Below are 21024 nucleotides of genomic sequence, written 5' to 3'. Positions count from 1 at the left end.
GATCGACCGTGTGTTCGGCGTCAGCGCCTTTGGCACAGATCTGGGGTTGCGGATAATGGAGGGATTGGGTCTCGTCGCAGTGACGTAAGGAACGCAGATGAGACCCAATCCCTCCAGCCCAAAATTGGCTGCCAAGCCCACCAAGAAGCCCGCCGAGGTGGTGGTGAAAGATATTCGCCGTGCCACACGCCGGCATTTCTCGGCCGAGGATAAAATCCGCATCGTGCTCGAAGGCCTGCGCGGCGAGGAGAGCATCGCTGAACTGTGCCGCCGCGAAGGCATCGCCCAGAGCGTGTATTATTCCTGGTCAAAAGAATTCCTTGAGGCTGGCAAACGCCGTCTGGCCGGGGACACGGCCCGTGCCGCCACCAGTGACGAGGTCAAGGATCTGCGCCGTGAAGCACTGGCTCTCAAGGAATGCGTGGCCGACCTGACGCTCGAGAACCGCCTGCTTAAAAAAGCATGATCGCGGATGGGGGCGACCAAGAATGAGGTATCCCGCCGCAGAAAAGCTCGAGATCATCCGCCTCGTCGAGCAATCCCATCTGCCCACCCGACAGACGCTGGAGAAACTGGGCATCCCACGCCGCACCTTTGCCCGCTGGTATGCCCGCTACCTTGATGGTGGGCCTGAGGCGCTGGAAGACCGCCCCTCGGCGCCAAGCCGGGTATGGAACCGGCTGCCCGAGAATGTGCGCAAACAGATCATCGACATGGCGCTGGAGGAAAGCGAACTCTCGCCCCGCGAGTTGGCCACCAAATTTACCGATGAGAAGCAGTACTTTGTCTGCGAGGCCACGGTTTATCGCCTGCTCAAGGCACAGGATCTGATCGCCAGCCCAGCCTATATCGTCATCAAGGCCCGCGACGAGTTCCACACCAAGACGATGCGACCAAACGAGATGTGGCAGACCGACTTCACCTATTTCAAGCTGATCGGTTGGGGCTGGGTTTACCTCTCAACCGTGCTCGACGACTATTCCCGCTACATCATCTCGTGGAAGCTGTGCACCACCATGACGGCGGGCGATGTCACCGACACGCTGGACTTGGCGCTGGCCGCATCAGGTTGTGACAGCGCCACCGTGCTGCACATGCCGCGCCTGCTCTCGGACAATGGCCCGAGCTATGTCGCGGGCGAACTGGCCGCCTATATCGAGGCCCAGTCCATGAGCCACGTGCGCGGCGCCCCCTTTCACCCCCAGACACAGGGCAAGATCGAGCGCTGGCACCAGACCTTGAAAAACCGCATCCTACTGGAGAATTATTACCTGCCCGGCGATCTCGAAGCCCAGATCGAAGCCTTCATCGAGCACTACAACCACCAGCGCTATCACGAAAGCCTGGGCAATGTGACGCCCGCAGATGCCTACTTTGGCCGCGATCGGCAGATCCACGCCCAGCGCGCCGCCATCAAGAAACAGACCATCGAACATCGCCGCTTGCAGCACCGCAAGCTCGCCGCCTAAAAGCCAACCCCTGACGAGGCCCGCTCTCCGTTAACGCCACGCCAAACCTGCGCCAAATGTTTCGACGACGGACACAAGTCGCCGATCTCCTCGGCTGGGACATTGAGCGCGTACACGAGATCGCCAAGCGCTACGTTTCCGCTGACGCGATCGCCGAGGGCATGCTTGCGAAATTGGAATTCAAGAACAGGAAGAAAACGTAAGCTGTAAACCAGCCTGTAAACTCATGCTCGAGAGAAACGCCCCGAAGGGCGATTTCTTCAGCAAAAACCGATGGCTGGGGAACTAGGACTCGAACCTAGAATGACGGTACCAAAAACCGTAGTGTTACCATTACACCATTCCCCAGCGGTCCGGTGTTTCCCGCCGAGCGCTGTGCGTCGCGGCGAGGGCGGTCATCTACGCCAAGGCTCCGGGGGATGCAACACCTGAAAACGAAAGAATTTTCATCGACCCGAGACTTTTTTCGAGAGCCTCATTTACCCGCTTGCGAGGGCCGGTCGGCATGGCTATAAGCCCCCTCCTCGACGCAGATGGCGGCCCACGGACCGTTTGATTTGCGAAAGTCGGAGTGTGGCTCAGTCTGGTAGAGCACCGCGTTCGGGACGCGGGGGTCGTAGGTTCGAATCCTATCACTCCGACCATCTTTCTTACATCGTTAAGCGAATGACACGGCGTAGGCCGTGCCTTTTCGCGCGTCGCTGCTAGGTTTGCAGCATGACACAACGCCTTACCCCTTCTGAAGTGCTGGATTTCTGGTCTGACGCCGGGCCGGAGAAATGGTTCGCCAAGGATGTCGCCTTTGATCGCGCCTTCTCCGATCGCTGCTGCGATACGCACTACGCTGCAGCGCGCCGCGAACTAGATCATTGGATCGAAGCGCCCGACACCGCCCTGGCTCTGATCATCCTGCTCGATCAGCTGCCGCGAAACGCCTTTCGCGATACAGCCCATATGTTCGCGACCGATCCCTTGGCGCTGAAATTCTCAAAAGATGCGATTGATCGCGGACATGATCGCAAGGTCGCCCCGGTACTACGCTCTTTTATCCTGATGCCGCTGATGCACTCTGAATCATTGGCAGATCAGGAGCGGCTGCTGCGCCTGTTAAGTCCGGAAACAGAAGCCGAGACCTACAAGTTCGCCGTCATCCATCGGGACATCATCGCCCGCTTCGGCCGCTTTCCGCATAGAAACAATTGCCTAGGTCGGGACAGCACGCCGCAGGAGCTGAAATTCTTGAATTCCGGAGGTTTTTCGGGATAATATTCGCAGAGCATTGGTTGATTTGCGAATATGGTGAAGCTAAGGCCCAGGCCTCTTCAACAGCCAGCCGCAGACATCATGAATCGCTACGCTCTCGCCCTCACGGCGACATCGGCCCTCATCGCAGCCTTCGCCACACCGGCGGAAGCGCAGATCTTCGGCCGTCGCGGCAATGCGGAAACGACTCAAGTCATCAATGAGACGCCGCGCTGCACTCAAAACCTGGGCACGGTGGCGATCGCCGAAACACAAGGCGTTCTGTTTGATCAAATGGGCCTGGGGGCGCCGACCGAACTGCTGCGCACGGTAATTCGGGAATCCGGCTGTTTTACCCTGATCGAGCGCGGGCCGGGCATGGACCTGGTGGAGCGTGAGCGCAGCCTCGGCGGCGGCGCCCGCGTTCGCACCGCCGACTTCGTTCTGGTCGCCGAATTGGCGAATCCGATCGAGCCGACCGACAACGACCGCGGGTCTGGCCTGCTCGGTTCCCTGGCGGCGGTCGGCGGCCGAGCCCTGCTCACCGCCGGCCTCGCTGCGGCGACGGGCGGGGAAATGGGCGGCGGCCTCGGAGGTTTTGGCGGCCTGGGCGCCGGCGCCGGCCTCAACCCCTTGCAGATGCAGGCTCTGAACGCCGCCACGAACATGGCCGGAAATGTCCTCGGCGGCCAAGGCGGGCAAGTCGCTCGGGGACCGGCGCCTTCCCTGAACGCCAATACGGTCGAACGGATTCGCGATCTCAAGAAGGACATCGGGCGCGGCAAGGAAGACGCCCAGGTCGTCTTCTCCCTGGCCAGCGTGCCTCTGGCTGAAACGGTCGGCAACACGCGCGCCGTGGCGAACAAAGGCGACCTGCGCAGCCTGCGTATCCGCGACAATCATTTCGGCGGCCGCGTCGGCGCTGGCTACGAAAGTGAAGACGAAGGCAAGATCATCGCCCTGGCCATGGTGCGCGGGTATGCCGACCTGGTGACCAGCCTGGGCGGCGCCGGCGACCAAATTCCGGAAGTCACCCGCGCCAACCGTGAAGCCATCGCCGCTGAAACCGCCAACCGCGAAGCGGAGACGCGTCGCGTGGCGGCTGAAGAACGCCGCGAACTGGAACGGGCCGAGCGTGAGCGCGAAGCCGAGCGTCGCCGCATCCGCGACGAAATCCGCCGCGAGGAAGACGACCGCCGTCGCTATGCCGAGCGTCCGTCTATGTCGAGCCGCAGCCTGGCGCTGCCGACGATCCTGCGCGCCGCACCCGACGGCGAGACAATTCGGCCTCTGGCCGCGCGCGAGGTCGTGTTCCCCACCGGAAAGGAGCGCGGCGGCTGGATCGAGGTGCTGGATAGCGACGACAACATCGGCTGGGTGCAGAACGAGCGTTTGGCGCCCGCACGCTGACCACATCGCTGCCGCCCTTTAGCAAAGCGTCCGCCGGTTCGATCGGCGGACGCTTTCTCTTTTCTGTGAGCAAGCGAATCAGGCGCCTGCCGTCGGCGCCGAATCAGCGGCATCCTCTCTTCCCATGAACGCCGCCGTCGCCCTTGCTGATCTCGAAACTCGTACGGCGGCTGCGCCTGCCGATCATCCTGAGTGGCAGTATCTGAACTTGCTGCGGGACATTCTCGACAACGGCGTACGGCGGGACGACCGCACCGGCACCGGCACCCTGGGCGTCTTCGGGCGCCAGATGCGCTTCGACCTGTCCAAGGGCTTCCCCCTGCTGACGACGAAGAAGCTGCACACGCGGTCGATCTTCATCGAACTGCTGTGGTTCCTGCGCGGCGAGACCAATATCGCCTGGCTGAAGGACAACGGCGTCAGCATCTGGGACGAATGGGCCGACGTCGACGGCGACCTAGGCCCCGTCTATGGCAAGCAGTGGCGCTCCTGGGCCGCCCCGAACGGCGCAAGCATCGACCAGATCCAGAAGCTGGTGCACGGCCTCAAGACCAATCCCAACAGCCGCCGTCACATCGTCAGCGCCTGGAACCCGGCCGACGTGGACGACATGGCGCTGCCGCCCTGCCACTGCCTGTTCCAGTTCTTCGTCGCCGAGGGAAAGCTGAGCTGCCAGTTGTATCAACGCTCGGCCGACGTTTTCCTGGGCGTGCCGTTCAACATCGCCTCCTATGCCCTGTTGACGCACATGCTGGCCAAGATCGTGGGGCTGGAACCGGGCGATTTTGTCCACACCTTCGGCGACGCCCACCTGTATCTGAACCATCTGGAGCAGGCCGAGCTGCAACTGAGCCGCGCTCCCCTGCCCCTGCCGACCTTGAGCGTAGCGGACAAGAACGATCTGTTCGGCTTCGAGCTGTCGGACTTCGTGCTGAACGACTACCAGTCCTGGCCGCACATCAAGGCCGCCGTCGCCGTCTGAGGCGGCCTGATCCCGATGAAACTCACCGACCTCCAAGCGGATGTCCTGCGCATCTCCGACATCTATGCGCGCGAACATTCCATCGACCGCGATCGCGATTGGGCCCTGCTGAAGTTGCAGGAAGAGCTGGGCGAACTGACCGCCGAGCATCTGCGCCTGACCCAACGAGCGCGCGGCGCCGCTGATGCTCAGGCCCTGGCCGACGAAGCAGCCGACGTTCTGGGCATGCTGCTGATCTATTGCGACCGCGCCGGCGTCGACCTGAACGCCGCCATGCAGCGCAAATGGCTGCGCTGGTTGAAGGCGGATACGTAAACTCACGTAACGGCGACTGGCGAATTCGGCGTTTTAAGCGCACCCTCTTTACGATCCGCCACCAGGCGGTGACTGGAAACGGGAGGGTTCCATGGTCAAGAAGTTCGCCGCCGAACTGGTCGGCACGCTGGTTCTGGTGCTTTTCGGATGCGGGGCCGCCGTGCTGGGCGGGTTCGATCACGTCGGGCAGTTGGGCATCGCCCTGGCCTTCGGCTTCGCCATCGTCGCCATGGCCTATGGCATCGGGCCGGTGTCGGGCTGCCACGTCAATCCGGCTGTCAGCCTGGGCGCCTTCGTCGCCGGACGGATGAGCGCCAAGGACATGGTCGTCTACTGGATCGCCCAGTTCATCGGCGCGATCATCGGCGCGGCCATCCTGGGCATGATCGCCAAGACGGGCTTCGCCAGCCTGGGCCAGAACGGCTTCGACGCCGGATCGCCGGGCGGGTACGGCCTGCACGCGGCCCTGGTTTTCGAGGTGGTGGCGACCGCCATCTTCCTGATCGCCATCCTGGGCGTGACAGGGGCCAAGGGGCACGGCGCTTTCGCCGGGGTCGCCATCGGCATCACCCTGGCCGTCATCCACATCGTCGGCATCCAGGTGACGGGCGTGTCGGTCAACCCGGCCCGCAGCTTCGGCCCGGCCCTGCTGGTCGGGGGCCAGGCGCTAAGCCAGGTCTGGGTCTTCTTCGTCGCCCCGGCGATCGGCGCGGTGATCGGCGGCCTGCTGTTCCGTGCGAAACTGCTAGAGCCGGACGCCTGATCAGGTCGAGGCGGCGCTGTCCGGCGCCGTCATCGGCATGCGCGCCAACCTGGCGCTGAGCGCATCCTTGTCTTCGGGCGCGGGCACCAGCACGACGCTGTTCTTGACCGCGCCCATCGACACCGTGGCCCGATAGGCGAAAGCCTGACCGTCGCGCGCGACGAAACTGACGACCGCAGCGTTGTTCTGAGGACCGGCCAGGCCGCCGAAACCGGCCGATAGCTCATGCTCGCCCGGATCGACCGCCAGGGCGGTGAACTTGCCGCCCTTGATCTGGGCGAATTCACGACCATCCAGCGCCAGGTTCATGCCCGCAGCCATGGCCACAAAGCCTTCGCGATAGACGATGACCAGGGCTTTGCCGTGAGGCGGCGTCAGGCTGGCCGCCGCCGCGCGATCGGCTTCGGACGCCGCGACGCCGGCTCGGTTTCCCGCCAGATTGGCCATGATGTAGGCGGTGAACGCGCCAGCGAAGAGACCGGCCATCATCGGCAGCACGCCCAGATCCGCCCCGACAGCTCCTCCCAGGAAACCGATACCGAAGGAAACGATCAACAGGACAATGAATCCGACGATCAGCGGCTTGGCGTACTTGTTCACACGAGGCTCCGGGGGCATTTGACAGCAAAGTTCCAACCTCAACGGAAAACCAGCTTGGCCGTTCCCTCAATCGCCCTCGTCGTCGCCCGCGCCAGGAACGGCGTCATCGGTCGCGACGGCGATCTGCCCTGGCGGCTGCGCTCGGATCTGCAGCGTTTCAAGGCCGTGACCGTGGGCAAGCCCTGCATCATGGGCCGCAAGACGTGGGAGAGCCTGCCGCTGAAGCCCCTGCCCGGTCGCCTGAACATCGTCCTGACCAAGGATGAATCCTACGCCGAGGCCGGTCTGGCCAAGGGCGCCGTGGTCTGCGCCACCCTGGACGAGGCCCTGTCCATCGCGCGCGAACAGGCGACGGAGGACGGCGTGGACGAAGTCTGCGTTATCGGCGGCACGGCGATCTTCGCCGCCGCCCTGCCTCGCGCCAAGCGTCTTTACATCACCGAGGTCGAGGCCGAGCCTGAAGGCGACGCCGCCTTCCCGTCCTTCGACGAAACCGCCTTCGTCCGCACGGCGTTCGAACCGCACGAAGCGGGCGAGAAGGACGACCACGCCTTCGCCTTCACCGTTCTGGATCGTCGCTGAATCAAGGAGAGCCGAATGATCGTCGCCACCACCCATGACCTGGCCGGTCATCGCGTCGTACGCCAACTGGGCGTGGTGCGCGGCATCACCGTGCGTTCGCGCAACGTCATCTCCGACGCCATCGGCGGGGTGCAGTCGATGATCGGCGGCAAGGTCGGCGCCTACGTCAAACTGGCCGAGGCGGCGCGGCAGGAAGCCTATGACGACCTAATCGCCCACGCGCAGGAGATCGGCGCCAACGCCATCCTGGCCATGCGCTACGACGCCAATGAAATCATGCCCGGCGTGACCGAGGTTCTGGCTTACGGCACCGCCGTGGTGGTCGAGCCCGTCTGACGCTAGCGGGCGATCGTCACGCTGACCGGCGCGCGGGCGGCCACGGCCTTGGCGGTCGAACCCATCAGCCAGTTGACCAGGCCCTTGCGGTCGCCCGTACCCACGACGATGTGGTCCGCGCCCAGTTGAGCGGCGGCGGCGATCAGGGCGTCAGGGACATCATGCCCCTCGATCGTCACCGCCTCGACCGATTTGCAGTGATGGCGGGCCTCGGCTGTCGAGCGGGCTAGGATGGCCTCCTGCTCCTCGACCTTCCAGGCGCGAATGTCGGGGTGGCCGCTGGCCGAACTGAGCGGATTGACCGCCACCAAGGCCAGCTTCCCGCCCTTCGCCTTGGCCAGTTGCGCCGCCAGACGCACGGCCGCTTCGGCGTGCGCGCTGCCGTCGATGCCGCAGACGACGACGGACGTTTCCTGTTCCGCCATCACCCTCTCCTTCAGAGACCCAGCGCCGCAGCGACCTGCGCGGCGATCTGGTGGAAACGGCCGGACGCCGGATGCTGCGGGTCAGCGGCGACCAATGGCCGCCCCGCATCGCCCGCGCGGCGTATCGCCCCGTCCAGCGGCAGATCGCCCAGATAGGGCGCATTCAGGCGCGCGGCCTCGGCCTCGGCGCCGCCGGTCCCGAATACTTCGCCGCTCATGTTCTCGATCAGACCCAGGGTCGGCACGCCGACCTTTGCAAACAGGGTATGCGCCCGGCGCGCATCGGCCAGGGCCACTTCCTGCGGCGTCGAGACGATCACCGCCCCATCCAGCGGCGTCTTCTGGATCAGGGTCAGCTGTACGTCGCCGGTGCCCGGCGGCAGGTCGATGACCAGGACGTCCAGCGGCTGCTCTTCCGTGCCCCAGCGCGTCTGGGTCAGCATCTGGGTAATGGCCTGCGACGCCATCGGCCCGCGCCAGATCATCGCGTCCTCGGCCTTGGTCAGCAGGCCGACCGACATGGCTTTCAAGCCGTACGCCGTATGCGGGACCATGGCCCCGTCCTCATAGGCGGGCTGGCCCGACAGGCCCAGCATGGTCGGCAAGGACGGGCCATAGACATCGGCGTCCAACACCCCGGCCGACAGGCCGCGCGCCGCCAACGCCGCCGCCAGGTTGACCGCAACCGTCGACTTTCCAACGCCGCCCTTGCCGCTGGCCACGGCCAGGACGCGCTTCACATGGGCAGGGCGATCCGTCGGGACCGGCGCCTTGGGCCGCCCCTGATCGGTCGCGGCCTTCGACAGGCCCGCCGTACGGCGCGGCGCGGCGGCCACAGCCTCGGCGGTCAGGACGACCGACACGCGCTCCATGCCCGGTATCGCCTTCAGCGCCGTTTCGGCCGCGTCGCGCACGGGGGCGTACAGCGCCGTTTCCTTGGCTGGAACTTCCATGACGAAGCCCGCGCGGCCGTCGGCCACAACCAGCCCCTGCACCAGCCCGGCCGTCGCCAGCCCCTGGCCCGACTTCGGGTCGGTCACGGCGTCGAGGGCGGCGAGAACGGCGGCGCGGTCGGTCACGATGGAGACTCCTTGTGGCTCGACGGACTTGCCGGGCCGGTGACGGGCGTTCTATCGCCCTAAGCGTCCGTTCGCGAGTTGATCCTTTGTCCCAGCCCCTCGTCACCCTGATCGCCGGCCCCACCGCCTCAGGCAAGTCGCGCTTGGCGATGGAGCGCGCGCGCGAAACGAATGCCGTCATCATCAACGCCGACAGCCAACAGCTGTACGCCGACCTGCGCGTGCTGAGCGCCCGCCCGTCGGCTGAGGATGAAGCTGCGGTCTCGCATCGCCTCTACGGCGTCGCTGACGCCGCCGACGCCTGGTCAGTCGGTCGGTGGAATCGGGCTGTCATGGACCTGCTGGCCGAACTGGCGTCTGAGGGTCGCCCCGCCCTGCTGGTCGGCGGCACCGGCCTCTATTTCAACGCCCTGACGAAGGGGCTGGCCGATATTCCGCCCATACCGGTCGAAACTCGCGACGCCGTTCAGGCCGAGTTCGACGCTGAAGGCGAAACCGCCTTCCGTCGCCGCCTGGCCGAAGTCGACCCCGTCGCCGAAGCCGCCGTCTTTCCCGGCGATCGGCAGCGTCTGGTTCGCGCCCTCAGCGTGCATCGCGCCAGCGGCCGCGCGCTCAGCGCCTGGAAGGCCGACACCCGACCGCTATTGCCTCCCGACAGCTACGATACCCTCGTCGTGGAGCCGTCGCGCGATCGTCTTTACGCCTCATGTGACGCTCGGGTGGATCTGATGATGGCGCACTGCGCGCTGAACGAGGTGCGCGCCCTCGTCGCCCGCGATCTGGACCCGGACCTACCCGCCATGAAGGCGGTCGGCGTGCGCGAACTGGCGGCGCATCTAAGGGGCGAACTGTCGCTGGGCGACGCCGTCGACGCCGTGAAGCAGTCCACCCGCAACTACGCCAAGCGTCAGTTGACCTGGTTCCGCAACCAGCAGAGGGATTGGCCCCGCCACCCCGGTTTCGCCTGAACTTCTTCGCCAGCCCCTTGGAAGGCCGCGTCGCCCATACTATATTGATCCTGCTCGGGTTCGCCCGAGCTATGGCGATAAACGCGCCTGTAATAAGCGGACCGGACCCGGGTGCGATTCCCGGCGGCTCCACCAACTTCTTCCCCGCGTTATCGGCGGAGGCAGCATGGGGCCGACTAGCATCGACGGACGTGTAAAGAGGATTGCTTTCGCTCGTCCTGGCCCACCGTATCGGGCCTTTATCTAACTGCGAACGATAACTTCGCTGGAGAAGTCCGCCTCGCCGCGTAATGCGGTTCGGTTGATTTCGAACACTTAAGTCCTAGGGGTTCAGATCCTTAGGCGGGGCCCGGGGGGCGCCTGGCAACAGAAGCCCCCCACTTCCTTAGGAGTCTGGCGACAGAATCCCGGCGCTTGTCCCGACATCGAAATTCCTTTGCCGCAGGCGACTCTGCGTCTTCCGTCGCTCGCCTTGGGCGGGTAACAGTCGCGCGTTCCCCTTTCTTGAGGCGCCGATGACGGATCAAACTCCCCCTGTCGACGAGATGCATTATGAGCAACTCGCCCAGGACGCCCTGCGCGGCGTGATCCGCCTGGCGCTTGAGCGCGCGGCTGAGCCCGAGGGCATTCCCGGCGCCCACCACTTCTACATCACCTTCAAGACCCGCGGCGCCGGCGTCAGCGTCCCGCCGGACGTCCTGGCCAAATACCCGGACGAGATGACGGTGGTGCTGCAACACCAATATTGGATCTGGCGGTAGAGCCTGACCTGTTTTCGGTGATGCTGAAGTTCGGCGGCGCGCCCAAGGTGCTGACCGTGCCCTACAGCGCCGTGGTCCGCTTCTACGACCCCAGCGTGCAGTTCCTGCTGCAGTTCGACGAGCCGGAAATCGTCGAGGCCGAGATCGCGCCCCTGTCGCCGCCGGCGCGCGACCCGGACGCCGCCCCGCCTCCACCCTCGGACGACGACGGCCCGAAGGTCGTTTCGCTGGACCAGTTCCGCAAGAAATAACGTCTTCGCGCCCAAAGGGCGCGCAACCTTTGGCTGCAGATAAGCGTTGCCGTAACCTCCCCTTCCTTACCTAAGCGAGGTCGCTTCCATGCGTCTGTCTCTCATGTCCGCCGCCGCCGTCTCCCTGACGCTGGCCGCCTGCAGCCAGCCTGAAGCGACGCCGCCGGCGGAAACCCCGACCGCCTCGACCGAGGCCGCGCCCGCAACCGTTGAAACCGCCGCTGCTGACTGGAACGCCCTGAACACCCAGATCGGCAAGTATCCCAACGAGACCAAGCTTCTAGAAGACAGCGCGATCACGGCTGATTTGAAGACGCTGCTGGGCGACAAGTTCGACGTCCTGACGACCAATATGCAGACCCAAGCGCCGCTGCAAAAAGACGGCGCCGTCCTGTTCACTTCGGGCAACAAGCAGCATGAGGGCGGCGTCAACGCGGCCTATCTGCTGATCGACCCGGCGACCAAGGCGCTGGAAGTCGGCCTGTGGGAAGGCGGCAAGCTGACCACCTACAAGACCGCCGGCTCGAACATCGCCAAGCCGAAAGACGTACAGACGCTGATCTCGAACGCGGCAGGCTGAACCGCTTCTAGACTGACCTTAGATAGGGGTCGCGCCCGGCGCGGCCCCTATTTTCGTGGCTCTATTTGCGGGGAAAGACTCGAATGGTGATGCGCTCGCGCTCGCCTTCGCGGCGCTCGACCAGCAGGCGGGCGACCTGGCTGTCGTCGTGGAACAGATAGCCCTTGATGGCGTCCAGAAGGGCCTTGGCCAGGTTGTCCAGGTCCATCCATGGCGGGTCGCCGACGTGCTCCATCACGATCTCGACGACATAGTCGCCCCACGATGGTCGCGAAGTCCATTCCTTGCGCATGAACTCATAGACCAGCGGCTTGTAGTATTTGGCCTGGGTGGTCAGGCCGTCGATGGCGATCTCGACCGCCTCGCCCTGCTCGCGCGCCCTGACCTTTCCGGTTCCGATCCAGCCGTCCACGCGCCGTCCGCCTTTCGTGAAGTGCGGCTCGCCTTGCCCCGCCGCGCCTGCGTGCTACACCGCCCGGCATCTTCCCGCCACGCCTGAGAGACGAGTCCCGCGCACATGAGCAACGTTCGTATCGAAACCGACACCTTCGGCCCCATCGAGGTCGCCGCCGATCGCTATTGGGGCGCCCAAGCCCAGCGTTCGCTCGGCAACTTCAAGATCGGCTGGGAAAAGCAGCCCCTGCCGGTCGTGCGCGCCCTGGGCATCGTCAAGCGCGCCGCCGCCGAGACCAACCGCGACCTGGGCAAGCTGGATCCCAAGCTGGCCGACGCCATCATCGCCGCCGCCAATGAAGTGATCGAAGGCAAGCTGAACGACCACTTCCCCCTGGTCGTCTGGCAGACAGGTTCGGGCACCCAGTCGAACATGAACGCCAATGAGGTGATCTCGAACCGCGCCATCGAGATGCTGGGCGGCGAGATGGGCTCCAAGAAGCCGGTCCACCCCAACGACCACGTCAACATGAGCCAGTCGTCGAACGACACCTATCCGACGGCCATGCACGTGGCCTGCGCCGAGCAGGTGGTCAACGACCTGATCCCCGCCCTGAAGCATCTGCACGCCGCCCTGGACGCCAAGGCCAAGGCCTGGGCCCACATCATCAAGATCGGCCGCACCCACACCCAGGACGCCACGCCGCTGACGCTGGGCCAGGAGTTCGGCGGCTACGCCCATCAGGTCGCCATGGGCATCGAGCGCATCGAACTGACCCTGCCGCGCCTGATGGAGCTGGCCCAGGGCGGCACCGCCGTCGGCACCGGCCTGAACGCTCCGATCGGCTTCGCTGAAAAGGTCGCGGCCCAGATCGCGGGCATCACCGGCCTGCCCTTCACCACGGCGCCGAACAAGTTCGAGGCCCTGGCCGCGCACGACGCCATGGTCTTCACCCACGGCGCGATCAACACGGTCGCCGCCTCGCTGTTCAAGATCGCCAACGACATCCGCTTCCTGGGCTCGGGCCCGCGCGCGGGTCTGGGCGAACTGTCGCTGCCGGAAAACGAGCCGGGCTCGTCCATCATGCCGGGCAAGGTCAACCCGACCCAGAGCGAAGCCCTGACCCAGGTCTGCGCCCAGGTGTTCGGCAACAACGCCGCAATCTCCTTCGCCGGTTCGCAGGGCCACTTCGAGCTGAACGTCTACAACCCGGTGATGGCCTACAACTTCCTGCAGTCCGTGCGCCTGGTCGCCGACGCGGCCATCAGCTTCACTGACAACTGCGTCGTCGGCATCGAGCCGCGCGAGGACAACATCAAGCACGGCCTGGAAAACAGCCTGATGCTGGTCACGGCCCTGAACGCCAAGCTGGGCTATGACACCTGCGCCAAGATCGCCAAGACGGCGCACAAGAACGGCACCACCCTGCGCCAGGAAGCCGTCGGCGGCGGTTATCTGACGGATGCCGAGTTCGACGAATACGTCCGTCCCGAGAAGATGATCTCGCCGCAGTAAAAAACATGAACAAGCGCCACGCCCTTTTTGTCATTGCCACGGCACTCGGCCTGAGCAGTTGTGAGAGGGCGTGGCCAATACTTGAAAGCTGCGATTATGATAAAATCGCTGAAAAAGCGATCAAGGCAAAATATCCTTGGTTCCAGCCGCGCGGGCCATTGGTTTCCGCGCAGCATCAAGACGTCGTGATTGCTTTCTATGCGCCAAATGAAGTGAAGCCTGGCGGCACTGCTCATGTCACCATTGGCGTTCGAAACTGTAAAGTCAAAGAAGTCTGGCTAACCCAGTAACCGTGATTATCTGCCCCGAATCGTTCGCCCGACGGGCGCGACCGACAGCTTGGCCAATTCGACATTCTTCAGAGCGAAGGGAATGCCGATCAGGCTGACGAACTGCGGCACGGCGATCAGAATATGCGCCAAGGCGATGTACCAGCCCGCCAGCACCAGCCAGATCACATTCAGCCCGACGCCCAGGCAGCCTGCACCCAGATCGGCCGGGTTCGGATCGCGCCAGACGATCTCGCGCCCGAACGGCCAGAAGGAATAGCTGGCGATCCGCCACGCCGAAAACGCCCACGGCAGGCCCACGACCGTCAAGGCCAGCAACAGCCCGCCGAACAGCCAGGCCAAGCCTGAGGCGAACCCCGCCCAGGAAGAACCACAGCAGGTTCAGGATCAGTCGGATCAAATCTGTCGCTCCTTCGCGTCAATCACCCTCTTCATATGGCGAAAGGCCCCGCTGATTGCAGCGGGGCCCGGGATGAAATCGCGGTAAGGCGACGCCTTAGTGTTTCTCGGTCCAGCGCGCCTTGGCTTCGTCCTGGGTCATGTTTAGATGGACGTGCTCGTCCACGTGCGTGACCCAACTGACAGGGATCATATGGTGCTTGAAGCCTGAACCGAGGTCCAGCTTCGCCAACTCGATCTGGTCGCCCATCACATGATCGACGCGGCCGACATGGCGGCCGTCCGAACCGACGACTTCCTGATGTTCCTTGATCATCGAGGCGTTTATCATTGACGCTCTCCGTTACTATGGGGACCGCCTCGGAACGGCCTGGCCGCTAGAGGGTTCACCGCAAAGCCAGGCGAGGAAGTTCACAATGTCGATGATCATTCACCACGCGCCGCAGTCCCGCTCGACCCGCCTTCTGTGGCTGCTGGAGGAACTGGGCGCCGATTATCGCATCCACTACGTCGACATTCTGCGGCGAGAGGGCCAGGGCCGAACCGATCCGGCCAACCCCCATCCGCTGAAGCAGGCCCCGGCGCTCGAGATCGACGGCCAGGTGCTGATCGAATCCGTGCTGATTCTTCCTGTTCCTGACCGATCGCCACCCCGAGGCAGGCCTGGCGCCGGGACCGGCCCGATCCGCGCCGGGCGGAATATCTGTCGTGGCTGGGCCTCTACAACAATGTGCTGGAGACGGTGCTGACGTCCAGTCCGCCCGCCGGTTGGAACGAGACGCAGAAGGCGCCTATGCCGAACTGGACCGGCGCTGGCGCACGGCGATCCAGGGCGGCGACTACATCCTGGGAGAGTTTTCAGCCCTCGACATCCTGTTCGGCAGCCTGCTGCAGTGGTTCCGCGCCGCCATGCCTGCGGGCGAGCCTTATGACGCCTATGTCCAGCGCATCGGCGCCCGCCCGGCGCTGAAGCGCGCCTGGGCCAAGGACAGCCCGGACGGTCATATCTGATGGGTGAGATCGTCAACCTGAACAAGGCGCGAAAGGCCCGCGACAAGGCCGCCGCCAAGCGGACGGCCGAAGCCAACCGCCTGACCTTGGACGCACCCGCGCCGAACGTGATGCGGCCAGGACTGAACGCGACCGTGACGCCACGCGTCTGGACGGTCACAAACTGGACGACAACGCCGACGCCTAGACCGTCACGACACCTGGGCCGAAGCGCGTTCCAGCAAGGCGGCCGGCGTTTCATCCGGCTGCATCTCGGCGACGCCGACGTCGAGCTCCACCACGAAGGGCGAGCGGTTCGGCCCCGCGTCGAAGGCGGTGCAGGCGATCACCGCCGCGATCCGTTCCGCCGTCAGCCGCGCCGCAGCGTGATCCGTCGCGGGCAAGGCCAGGGCGAAGGTTTCCGACGACAGACGGGCGGCCGTGTCCTCCACCCGCACCAGGCGCGACACCATGGCGCCGATCTGGGGCATGGCCCGCTCCAGCCAGCCGCCCGCACGGACCGCCGCCATGGTTTCGCTATTCGGCACGCGCAGGACGCACACGGACAGGCGCCGGGTTCCGCTCACGCGCGCCCTTGGCGATGCGCGCCAAATGCGCCGCGAACAGGTCGCGGCTGAACAGTCCGGTCTCCGGGTCCATCAGGTCGCAACCGCGTACGGCGTCCAGAGCCCGTCTCAAGCCCTGCCGACGGCGATGATTGCGCGCCAGGGCCAGCACCCGGTCGGCCGCTTCCTCCTCTGAAGTCTCTGCGGCGGCGACGTCTGCGAAGCCTCGTTCAAACAAGGCAGCCAGATCAGGCTCGACCTTCTCGCGCAGATAGAGGGTCAGGGGGATATGATAGAGGCGCGTGTTGCGACGCATGCCCGCCGCGATCGACAAGGCCGGCGCATGGTCCCGATCGCCCCACAGCACGGCGGCGTCGAACGCTCGCTCATGCAGATAGTCGAAGGCCGTGTAGGGGAGTCGGCGCCGCCACAGCCTCTGCGCCCGCCGCCGCAAGGGCGTTGGACAGGGCCAGGAAACGGCGGTCGGCCGCACCCGCCGTCAGAACCTGCAACGGCGTGTCGCCCATCGTCGGCTCAGGCAGGTCGACGCCGTGCCCTGCAAACGTCGCACGACGCAGCCTGAATTCTTCCTCGGCCACCGCCGCGCGCGTCAACTGCTCCAACCGGAAGGCCGTCTGCAAAGGATGCGGATGGGTCGACACAACCAGATCGCATCCATCGCCTCCAGGATCTGACGCAGCGCCCAGACCCAGGATCGACAGATAGCGCGGGGCGGCGGCGCTGCGCAGGCGCTCCAGCCCGCCTTCGGCCAGGCTCTTCAACTCGACCACGGCCGCATCCACAGGCAGGTCCGATACCGCCAGAAGCGCTGCATCCAACGAGCGCGCCGTCACGGTGCGCCATCCTAGTCGGTCCAGTCCTTCGCAAAGCGAGCCAAGCTGATCGTCAGCGTCGGCGACGACCAGAACGCGCGGATCAGATTCCAAACACTGTCTCCTTGGCCTGGGCGGCTCGCCCCCGCGACCGCTCCAGAACCGCCATGATACCGGCGCCGACGAGGCCCGCAATGGGCAAGGCTGATCATCCGATGACGACATTGGGACTTCTCACCTTGCTGCGAATGGGGTTAATCCGCCCCCTTCGTTGACGATCGAGACTGCCGATTGACCTTTTCCAAGCCGATCACGGCCCAACCCCGGCTCTGGCTGCGCCTGATGACTCGGGCTTTCAGCCGCAGTTGGGGTCGCGACGTCATGCTCTATACGGGCGGCGTGTCCTTCTTCGCCCTGCTGGCGTTGTTCCCGGCCATCGCCATCCTGATCGGCTTCTACAAGGCCGTTCTGACCATCGGGCAGGTCAGCGAACAGGCCGCCGCCCTGGCGGACGTCATCCCTTCGGCCGCGCGCACCCTGTTCCTGAACGAGATCGACCGTCTGGCGAACGCCTCGGCGCGCACCGTCTCGGCCCAGAGCGCGATCGCCCTGGTGATCGGCGCCTATGCGGCGCACCGTGGGTTCAAGGCCCTGCTGGCCGGATTGAACCTGATCCACGACGAGACCAACCCGCTCGGCTTCTTCAAGTTCAATATGCTGGCCTTCCTGGTCGCGCTGGCCGCCTTCGTGCTGTTCACAATCGTGTCGGGCGCCGTGGTGACGTCACGCCTGATGGAGCACGCCTATGCCGATCAGCCCGTCGGCTGGCTGGCCCTGCCGCTGGACGGCCTGTGGCCGGCCCTGGGTCTGTGGCTGGGGCTGACCATGCTCTACCGCTACGCCATGGCCCACGCCAAGCGCGTCGCCTGGAAGGCGGCGATCATCGGCGGCCTGGTGGCCACGGTCATGTCCACCTTCTTCTCCTGGCTGTGCACCATCTATGTCGAGCAGATCGTCCACCTGGGCGCGACCTACGGCTCGGTCGGCGCCGTGGTGGTGCTGCTGATCTGGCTGTCATGGAACGTCAACGCCGTCTTCTACGGCGGGGCCTTCGCCACGGAACTGGAGATCGAATGGGAGACCCGCGCGGTTCCGCCCCAGCCAGCCGCCCTGCCCGACACCGTCGTCAATCTGTCAGAGCGGCGCCAGTCTCGACAGTGATGCTCAGGACGCCGTCCGTCTCGTCGATCTGAACCACGCGGCCGCCCAGTTCCTGCATCAGGAACGGCACGTCGATCCGCGCCATGGCGTCCGTGGCCAGCAAGGTCAGCTGAACGCCCGGCGCCCGTCCCTCCAGCGCCTTGCGCAGACGCAGGCTGGGCACCGGGCATCTATGCCCGCGCGCGTCCACCGTCATCACGGCCTCGCTCATTCCGACACGGCGTCCATCAGCAGCCCCAGAGCCGTCCGCACGCTTTCCAACCGGATCGCATCGCGTCCGAGGTCGCCAAAGCGCTTTTCCAGATGCACGGTGCGGCCGTTCGGGCCGTGCGCAGCGAAATGCACCAATCCTACCGGCTTCTGCGACGAACCGCCCCCAGGGCCCGCGATGCCCGTCACAGACACGGCGATGGAGGCCCGCGAGCGCGCCACGGCGCCTTCAGCCATGGCGCGGGCCGTCGATTCGGACACGGCGCCGAAGCTCGCCAACAGATCGCTGTCCACGCCCAGCATCTCGACCTTGGCCTCGTTGCTGTAGGTGACGAACCCGCGATCCAGCACCGCGGACGAACCTGCAATCGCCGTCAGCGCGCCCGACACCAGCCCGCCCGTGCAGCTTTCAGCCGTGGCGATCATCAGGCCCTTCGCCTCCGCCCGACGAACCACGGCCTCGGCGATCGCCTCGATATCCTGCGGCAACATAGGAATTCGCTCCGTCCACGAGTCGTCATAGCCTCACCGGACGGAATCAGCCGCCCGACGTCGAAAGCAGCGAATGACCGATCAAACTCTGACGCCGGCGCATCGCAAGGTCGATGCGATAACACCTGCGGCCTTCGCCGTCGCCGTCTTCACCTCGGCCAGCCTGGTATTCGTCGTTCAACCGATGACGACCAAGCTGGTGCTGCCGCTGCTGGGCGGGTCGCCGTCGGTGTGGAACACCGCCATGGTCTTCTTCCAGGCGGCCCTGCTGGCGGGCTATCTCTACGCCCACCTGCTGCAACGCATCCCGTCGATACGGGCGCAGGCGGTGATCCACCTGGTGCTGTTGGCGGTCGCGGCCCTCTTCCTGCCCCTCAGCATCACCCAGACCCTTGGCGATCCAGATCCGGCTGCCCCGATCGGCTGGCTGCTCGGCGCGCTGGCGCTGTCGGTCGGCGCCCCGTTCGCCGTTCTGTCAGCCACGGCGCCCCTGTTGCAGGCCTGGTATGCGCGCGTCCGTGCAGGACGACCCGACGGCGCCAACCCCTATGTCCTGTACGCCGCCTCCAATCTGGGAAGCTTCCTGGCCCTGTTGGCCTATCCCGCCCTGATCGAGCCACTGGCCTCCCTGTCAGGACAGAGATGGGGCTGGACCGTGGGCTATGGCGTCTTCGCCATCATGCTGGTGGGCCTTGCGATCCTCATGCCGCGCGCGGCGAGCATCACTCAGCCCCAGAAGGCCGCTGAACGCAGCCCGCCCATTCCCTGGCGCCGGAAGGTGGTGCTGGTCCTGCTCGCGGCCGCTCCATCCAGCCTGATGCTGGGCGTCACCGCTCACCTTTCAACGGACGTGGCCTCCGCTCCCTTCCTCTGGGTCGCGCCCCTAGCCCTCTATCTGCTGACCTTCGTCATCGCCTTCCAGGCGAAGCCGTGGATTCCCCTGCACATCACCCTGATGCTGCAGGCCTTCCTCACGGTGCTGATCGCCGCCCTGGTCGGGATGGCGACCGGCCAGTGGCTGGCGCTGCTGGGCCTTCACCTTCTAGGCTTCTTCTTCACCGCGCTGATGTGCCACCAGCAGATGGCGGCGCGACGTCCAGCGCCGGACCGCTTGACGGAATTCTACCTGTTGCTGTCGCTGGGCGGCGTGTTGGGCGGCGCCTTCACCGCCCTGATCGCGCCAGTCGTGTTCGAGACGGTGCTGGAATATCCGCTGGTCATGGTGCTGGTCTGCCTGGCCCGTCCCTGGCTAGGCGATCGCCCCGCCAAGCATGAAATCTGGCTGATGGCCGCCGGTTTGGCGACCGCCGTCTTCGTCCCCCTGCTGTTCGAGATGCTGCGCTACAACCCGTCTCTGAGAACGGCCTTCAGCGATTTCGGCCTGACCACGACGGCGCAGATCATTCTGGGCGTCGCCGCCATTCTCGCCTTCGTGGTTCGGGATCGAGTGCTCATGTTCACGGCTGTCGTCGCGGCCATGACCCTGTCCGCCCACTACATCGGCCGCGGCTATGACTGGAGCCTGTCCGAGCGCAGTTTCTTCGGCGTCATGCGCGTGGCGGTGACGCCAGACCCCAAGCTGGGCGGCGACATCCATGTGTTGATGCACGGCACCACCCTGCACGGCGCCCAGGCCCGCCATCCGGACTTCGCCTGCGCCCCGACCATGTACTACGCCCGCACCACGCCCCTGGGCCAGGCGGCCGAACTGATCCAGGCCCGCAGCCCGGCCGCCGTCATCGGCGTGGTGGGCCAGGGCTCCGGCGCCATGGCCGCCTATAAGCGCGCCACGGATCAGATGTCCTTCTTCGAGATCGACCCCATGGTCGACCGCATTTCGCGCGATCCGAACTGGTTCACTTTCATCTCGGACTGCGCTGACGGACCGATCCGCACGGTGCTGGGCGATGCGCGGCTGACGCTGAACAAGGAGCCTCGCGGCACGTATGACCTCCTTGTCATCGACGCCTTCTCGTCCGACGCCGTGCCGACCCATCTGCTGACCCGCGAAGCGATCGAAGGCTATCTGAAGCTGCTGAAGCCCACAGGCGTCGTTGTGCTGCACCTGTCCAACCGCAATCTGGAGATCACCCTGCCCGCCGTCGCCGCCGCACGCGAACTGGGCGCGGCCGAACTGCACCAAGTCTATATCGAGAACCCAGAGGCCGCCCTGATGGCCGAAGCCTCGACCGAGGCCCTGGTCATCTCGCCGACCGCCGAGGGGCTGGCTGACTTCAAGGCCGACGGCCGCTGGCGCAAGCTGGAGCCGACCAAGGTGCGGCCGTGGACAGACGACTACGTCAACCTGTTCGACGCCCTGATACGCAGCATGAAGGCCCGCGTCGGCTGAG

23 protein-coding genes, 2 tRNA genes, 1 other RNA gene and 4 pseudogenes are annotated in these 21024 nt (G+C 65.2%); 20 read left to right on the top strand and 10 right to left on the bottom strand.

Annotated features, from left to right (window positions below; all coding sequences use genetic code 11):
- Nucleotides 1–97: 97 nt before the first annotated feature.
- A protein-coding gene (locus FGL25_RS07120; RefSeq protein ID WP_095046155.1) for an IS3 family transposase occupies nt 98–1469 on the top strand; the annotation gives its coding sequence in 2 pieces (ribosomal slippage) (nt 98–456 and nt 455–1469; 1374 coding nt in all).
- Nucleotides 1470–1743: 274 nt separating this feature from the next.
- Here the strand turns inward: FGL25_RS07120 and FGL25_RS07115 are convergent.
- Nucleotides 1744–1817 (bottom strand) — tRNA-Gln (locus tag FGL25_RS07115).
- Between the two features lie 219 nt (nt 1818–2036).
- Here FGL25_RS07115 and FGL25_RS07110 point away from each other — a divergent pair.
- The 6 genes from FGL25_RS07110 to FGL25_RS07085 all read left to right on the top strand — a co-directional run bounded on the left by FGL25_RS07110 (nt 2037) and on the right by FGL25_RS07085 (nt 6181).
- Nucleotides 2037–2113: transfer RNA gene (locus tag FGL25_RS07110), tRNA-Pro, on the top strand.
- 73 nt (nt 2114–2186) lie between these two features.
- Nucleotides 2187–2735 (top strand): DUF924 family protein, encoded by a 549-nt coding sequence (locus FGL25_RS07105; protein ID WP_138141347.1) that lies wholly within the window; start codon nt 2187–2189, stop codon nt 2733–2735.
- 78 nt (nt 2736–2813) lie between these two features.
- Complete coding sequence (locus FGL25_RS07100; RefSeq protein ID WP_138141346.1) at nt 2814–4121, top strand: SH3 domain-containing protein; 1308 nt, start codon at nt 2814–2816, stop codon at nt 4119–4121.
- Between the two features lie 124 nt (nt 4122–4245).
- Nucleotides 4246–5103 carry a thymidylate synthase gene (locus FGL25_RS07095; protein ID WP_138141345.1) on the top strand — a complete coding sequence of 286 codons (858 nt, stop codon included), beginning with the start codon at nt 4246–4248 and terminating at the stop codon, nt 5101–5103.
- A gap of 15 nt (nt 5104–5118) precedes the next feature.
- A complete protein-coding gene (locus FGL25_RS07090; RefSeq protein ID WP_003165109.1) occupies nt 5119–5418 on the top strand; it encodes a phosphoribosyl-ATP pyrophosphohydrolase in 300 nt (99 codons plus the stop codon).
- A gap of 91 nt (nt 5419–5509) precedes the next feature.
- On the top strand, nt 5510–6181 hold the full coding sequence (locus FGL25_RS07085; RefSeq protein WP_046652926.1) for an aquaporin: 672 nt from the start codon (nt 5510–5512) through the stop codon (nt 6179–6181).
- Here the strand turns inward: FGL25_RS07085 and FGL25_RS07080 are convergent, their stop codons facing one another.
- Nucleotides 6182–6781 carry a hypothetical protein gene (locus FGL25_RS07080; RefSeq protein ID WP_046652927.1) on the bottom strand — a complete coding sequence of 200 codons (600 nt, stop codon included), beginning with the start codon at nt 6779–6781 and terminating at the stop codon, nt 6182–6184.
- A 54-nt stretch (nt 6782–6835) separates the two neighbouring features.
- Between FGL25_RS07080 and FGL25_RS07075 the strand changes: the two genes are divergently transcribed.
- Both FGL25_RS07075 and FGL25_RS07070 read left to right on the top strand, forming a co-directional pair.
- Complete coding sequence (locus FGL25_RS07075) at nt 6836–7363, top strand: dihydrofolate reductase (RefSeq protein ID WP_138141344.1); 528 nt, start codon at nt 6836–6838, stop codon at nt 7361–7363.
- 15 nt (nt 7364–7378) lie between these two features.
- The gene (locus tag FGL25_RS07070) at nt 7379–7699 is read left to right on the top strand and encodes a YbjQ family protein (RefSeq protein WP_138141343.1); all 321 of its coding nucleotides are present in this window, start codon (nt 7379–7381) and stop codon (nt 7697–7699) included.
- Nucleotides 7700–7701: 2 nt separating this feature from the next.
- On the opposite strand, the gene FGL25_RS07065 is transcribed toward FGL25_RS07070, so the two are convergent.
- Both FGL25_RS07065 and FGL25_RS07060 read right to left on the bottom strand, forming a co-directional pair.
- Entirely contained in the window at nt 7702–8124 is a 423-nt protein-coding gene (locus FGL25_RS07065) for a universal stress protein (protein ID WP_138141342.1), read from the bottom strand.
- Between the two features lie 11 nt (nt 8125–8135).
- Complete coding sequence (locus FGL25_RS07060; RefSeq protein ID WP_003165115.1) at nt 8136–9203, bottom strand: Mrp/NBP35 family ATP-binding protein; 1068 nt, start codon at nt 9201–9203, stop codon at nt 8136–8138.
- 86 nt (nt 9204–9289) lie between these two features.
- Between FGL25_RS07060 and miaA the strand changes: the two genes are divergently transcribed.
- The 4 genes and pseudogenes from miaA (at nt 9290) to FGL25_RS07040 (ending at nt 11763) form a co-directional block, all read left to right on the top strand.
- The gene (gene miaA, locus FGL25_RS07055) at nt 9290–10171 is read left to right on the top strand and encodes a tRNA (adenosine(37)-N6)-dimethylallyltransferase MiaA (protein WP_128720118.1); all 882 of its coding nucleotides are present in this window, start codon (nt 9290–9292) and stop codon (nt 10169–10171) included.
- A gap of 13 nt (nt 10172–10184) precedes the next feature.
- Nucleotides 10185–10553: a transfer-messenger RNA gene (ssrA, locus tag FGL25_RS07050) on the top strand.
- Between the two features lie 133 nt (nt 10554–10686).
- Nucleotides 10687–11183: pseudogene (locus FGL25_RS07045) on the top strand (SspB family protein).
- A gap of 88 nt (nt 11184–11271) precedes the next feature.
- Complete coding sequence (locus tag FGL25_RS07040) at nt 11272–11763, top strand: hypothetical protein (RefSeq protein ID WP_128720119.1); 492 nt, start codon at nt 11272–11274, stop codon at nt 11761–11763.
- A gap of 61 nt (nt 11764–11824) precedes the next feature.
- Here the strand turns inward: FGL25_RS07040 and FGL25_RS07035 are convergent, their stop codons facing one another.
- Nucleotides 11825–12175, bottom strand: a complete 351-nt coding sequence (locus FGL25_RS07035; protein WP_125900891.1) for a RusA family crossover junction endodeoxyribonuclease — start codon at nt 12173–12175, stop codon at nt 11825–11827.
- A gap of 105 nt (nt 12176–12280) precedes the next feature.
- Between FGL25_RS07035 and fumC the strand changes: the two genes are divergently transcribed.
- Nucleotides 12281–13672: a class II fumarate hydratase gene (fumC, locus tag FGL25_RS07030; RefSeq protein ID WP_128720120.1), complete on the top strand. Its 1392-nt coding sequence runs from the start codon at nt 12281–12283 to the stop codon at nt 13670–13672.
- Between the two features lie 5 nt (nt 13673–13677).
- Nucleotides 13678–13962, top strand: coding sequence for a hypothetical protein (locus FGL25_RS07025; protein WP_138141341.1), 285 nt, complete (start codon nt 13678–13680; stop codon nt 13960–13962).
- A 6-nt stretch (nt 13963–13968) separates the two neighbouring features.
- On the opposite strand, the pseudogene FGL25_RS07020 reads toward FGL25_RS07025, so the two are convergent.
- Together FGL25_RS07020 and FGL25_RS07015 are read right to left on the bottom strand one after the other, a co-directional pair.
- Nucleotides 13969–14362: pseudogene (locus tag FGL25_RS07020) on the bottom strand (YccF domain-containing protein).
- A gap of 96 nt (nt 14363–14458) precedes the next feature.
- Nucleotides 14459–14692, bottom strand: a complete 234-nt coding sequence (locus FGL25_RS07015; protein ID WP_003165122.1) for a DUF2171 domain-containing protein — start codon at nt 14690–14692, stop codon at nt 14459–14461.
- An 85-nt stretch (nt 14693–14777) separates the two neighbouring features.
- Here FGL25_RS07015 and FGL25_RS07010 point away from each other — a divergent pair, with 85 nt between their 5' ends.
- The 3 genes and pseudogenes from FGL25_RS07010 to FGL25_RS17980 form a co-directional block, all read left to right on the top strand.
- Nucleotides 14778–15110 (top strand): glutathione S-transferase N-terminal domain-containing protein, encoded by a 333-nt coding sequence (locus tag FGL25_RS07010; protein ID WP_138141340.1) that lies wholly within the window; start codon nt 14778–14780, stop codon nt 15108–15110.
- Between the two features lie 19 nt (nt 15111–15129).
- Nucleotides 15130–15372, top strand: coding sequence for a hypothetical protein (locus FGL25_RS07005; protein ID WP_138141339.1), 243 nt, complete (start codon nt 15130–15132; stop codon nt 15370–15372).
- Nucleotides 15372–15419 (top strand): annotated as a pseudogene (locus FGL25_RS17980) (DUF4169 family protein); the annotation flags it as partial. The gene FGL25_RS07005 and the pseudogene FGL25_RS17980, both read left to right, overlap by 1 nt.
- A 144-nt stretch (nt 15420–15563) precedes the next feature.
- On the opposite strand, the pseudogene FGL25_RS18105 reads toward FGL25_RS17980, so the two are convergent.
- Nucleotides 15564–16864: pseudogene (locus FGL25_RS18105) on the bottom strand (diguanylate cyclase domain-containing protein).
- Nucleotides 16865–17041: 177 nt separating this feature from the next.
- Between FGL25_RS18105 and FGL25_RS06990 the strand changes: the two are divergent.
- A complete protein-coding gene (locus FGL25_RS06990; protein WP_252970069.1) occupies nt 17042–17971 on the top strand; it encodes a YihY/virulence factor BrkB family protein in 930 nt (309 codons plus the stop codon).
- Here the strand turns inward: FGL25_RS06990 and FGL25_RS06985 are convergent.
- Both FGL25_RS06985 and FGL25_RS06980 read right to left on the bottom strand, forming a co-directional pair.
- Nucleotides 17937–18182: a sulfurtransferase TusA family protein gene (locus FGL25_RS06985; RefSeq protein ID WP_003165127.1), complete on the bottom strand. Its 246-nt coding sequence runs from the start codon at nt 18180–18182 to the stop codon at nt 17937–17939. The genes FGL25_RS06990 and FGL25_RS06985 overlap by 35 nt on opposite strands.
- Nucleotides 18179–18673: a CinA family protein gene (locus FGL25_RS06980; RefSeq protein ID WP_197733811.1), complete on the bottom strand. Its 495-nt coding sequence runs from the start codon at nt 18671–18673 to the stop codon at nt 18179–18181. Before FGL25_RS06980 ends, FGL25_RS06985 begins: the two co-directional genes overlap by 4 nt.
- 73 nt (nt 18674–18746) lie before the next feature.
- Here FGL25_RS06980 and FGL25_RS06975 point away from each other — a divergent pair, with 73 nt between their 5' ends.
- Entirely contained in the window at nt 18747–21023 is a 2277-nt protein-coding gene (locus FGL25_RS06975) for a fused MFS/spermidine synthase (RefSeq protein ID WP_138141337.1), read from the top strand.
- The last annotated feature ends 1 nt before the right edge of the window (nt 21024 follow it).

Source organism: Brevundimonas vancanneytii, from assembly GCF_901421975.1.
GTDB lineage: Bacteria > Pseudomonadota > Alphaproteobacteria > Caulobacterales > Caulobacteraceae > Brevundimonas > Brevundimonas diminuta.
Note: the sequence above shows the minus strand (reverse complement) of the source record. Positions and strands in the feature narration are given on the sequence as shown.

Bases quoted from the DNA above. Each gene is read 5' to 3' on its own strand.
- FGL25_RS06980 (WP_197733811.1), bottom strand. From the start codon at position 18,673: ATGTTGCCGCAGGATATCGAGGCGATCGCCGAGGCCGTGGTTCGTCGG.
- FGL25_RS07085 (WP_046652926.1), top strand. From the start codon at position 5,510: ATGGTCAAGAAGTTCGCCGCCGAACTGGTCGGCACGCTGGTTCTGGTG.
- FGL25_RS07015 (WP_003165122.1), bottom strand. From the start codon at position 14,692: ATGATAAACGCCTCGATGATCAAGGAACATCAGGAAGTCGTCGGTTCG.
- FGL25_RS07095 (WP_138141345.1), top strand. From the start codon at position 4,246: ATGAACGCCGCCGTCGCCCTTGCTGATCTCGAAACTCGTACGGCGGCT.
- FGL25_RS07065 (WP_138141342.1), bottom strand. From the start codon at position 8,124: ATGGCGGAACAGGAAACGTCCGTCGTCGTCTGCGGCATCGACGGCAGC.
- FGL25_RS07010 (WP_138141340.1), top strand. From the start codon at position 14,778: ATGTCGATGATCATTCACCACGCGCCGCAGTCCCGCTCGACCCGCCTT.
- FGL25_RS07070 (WP_138141343.1), top strand. From the start codon at position 7,379: ATGATCGTCGCCACCACCCATGACCTGGCCGGTCATCGCGTCGTACGC.
- FGL25_RS07100 (WP_138141346.1), top strand. From the start codon at position 2,814: ATGAATCGCTACGCTCTCGCCCTCACGGCGACATCGGCCCTCATCGCA.
- FGL25_RS07025 (WP_138141341.1), top strand. From the start codon at position 13,678: ATGAACAAGCGCCACGCCCTTTTTGTCATTGCCACGGCACTCGGCCTG.
- fumC (WP_128720120.1), top strand. From the start codon at position 12,281: ATGAGCAACGTTCGTATCGAAACCGACACCTTCGGCCCCATCGAGGTC.
- FGL25_RS06985 (WP_003165127.1), bottom strand. From the start codon at position 18,182: ATGAGCGAGGCCGTGATGACGGTGGACGCGCGCGGGCATAGATGCCCG.
- FGL25_RS07040 (WP_128720119.1), top strand. From the start codon at position 11,272: ATGCGTCTGTCTCTCATGTCCGCCGCCGCCGTCTCCCTGACGCTGGCC.
- FGL25_RS06975 (WP_138141337.1), top strand. From the start codon at position 18,747: ATGACCGATCAAACTCTGACGCCGGCGCATCGCAAGGTCGATGCGATA.
- FGL25_RS07090 (WP_003165109.1), top strand. From the start codon at position 5,119: ATGAAACTCACCGACCTCCAAGCGGATGTCCTGCGCATCTCCGACATC.
- FGL25_RS07105 (WP_138141347.1), top strand. From the start codon at position 2,187: ATGACACAACGCCTTACCCCTTCTGAAGTGCTGGATTTCTGGTCTGAC.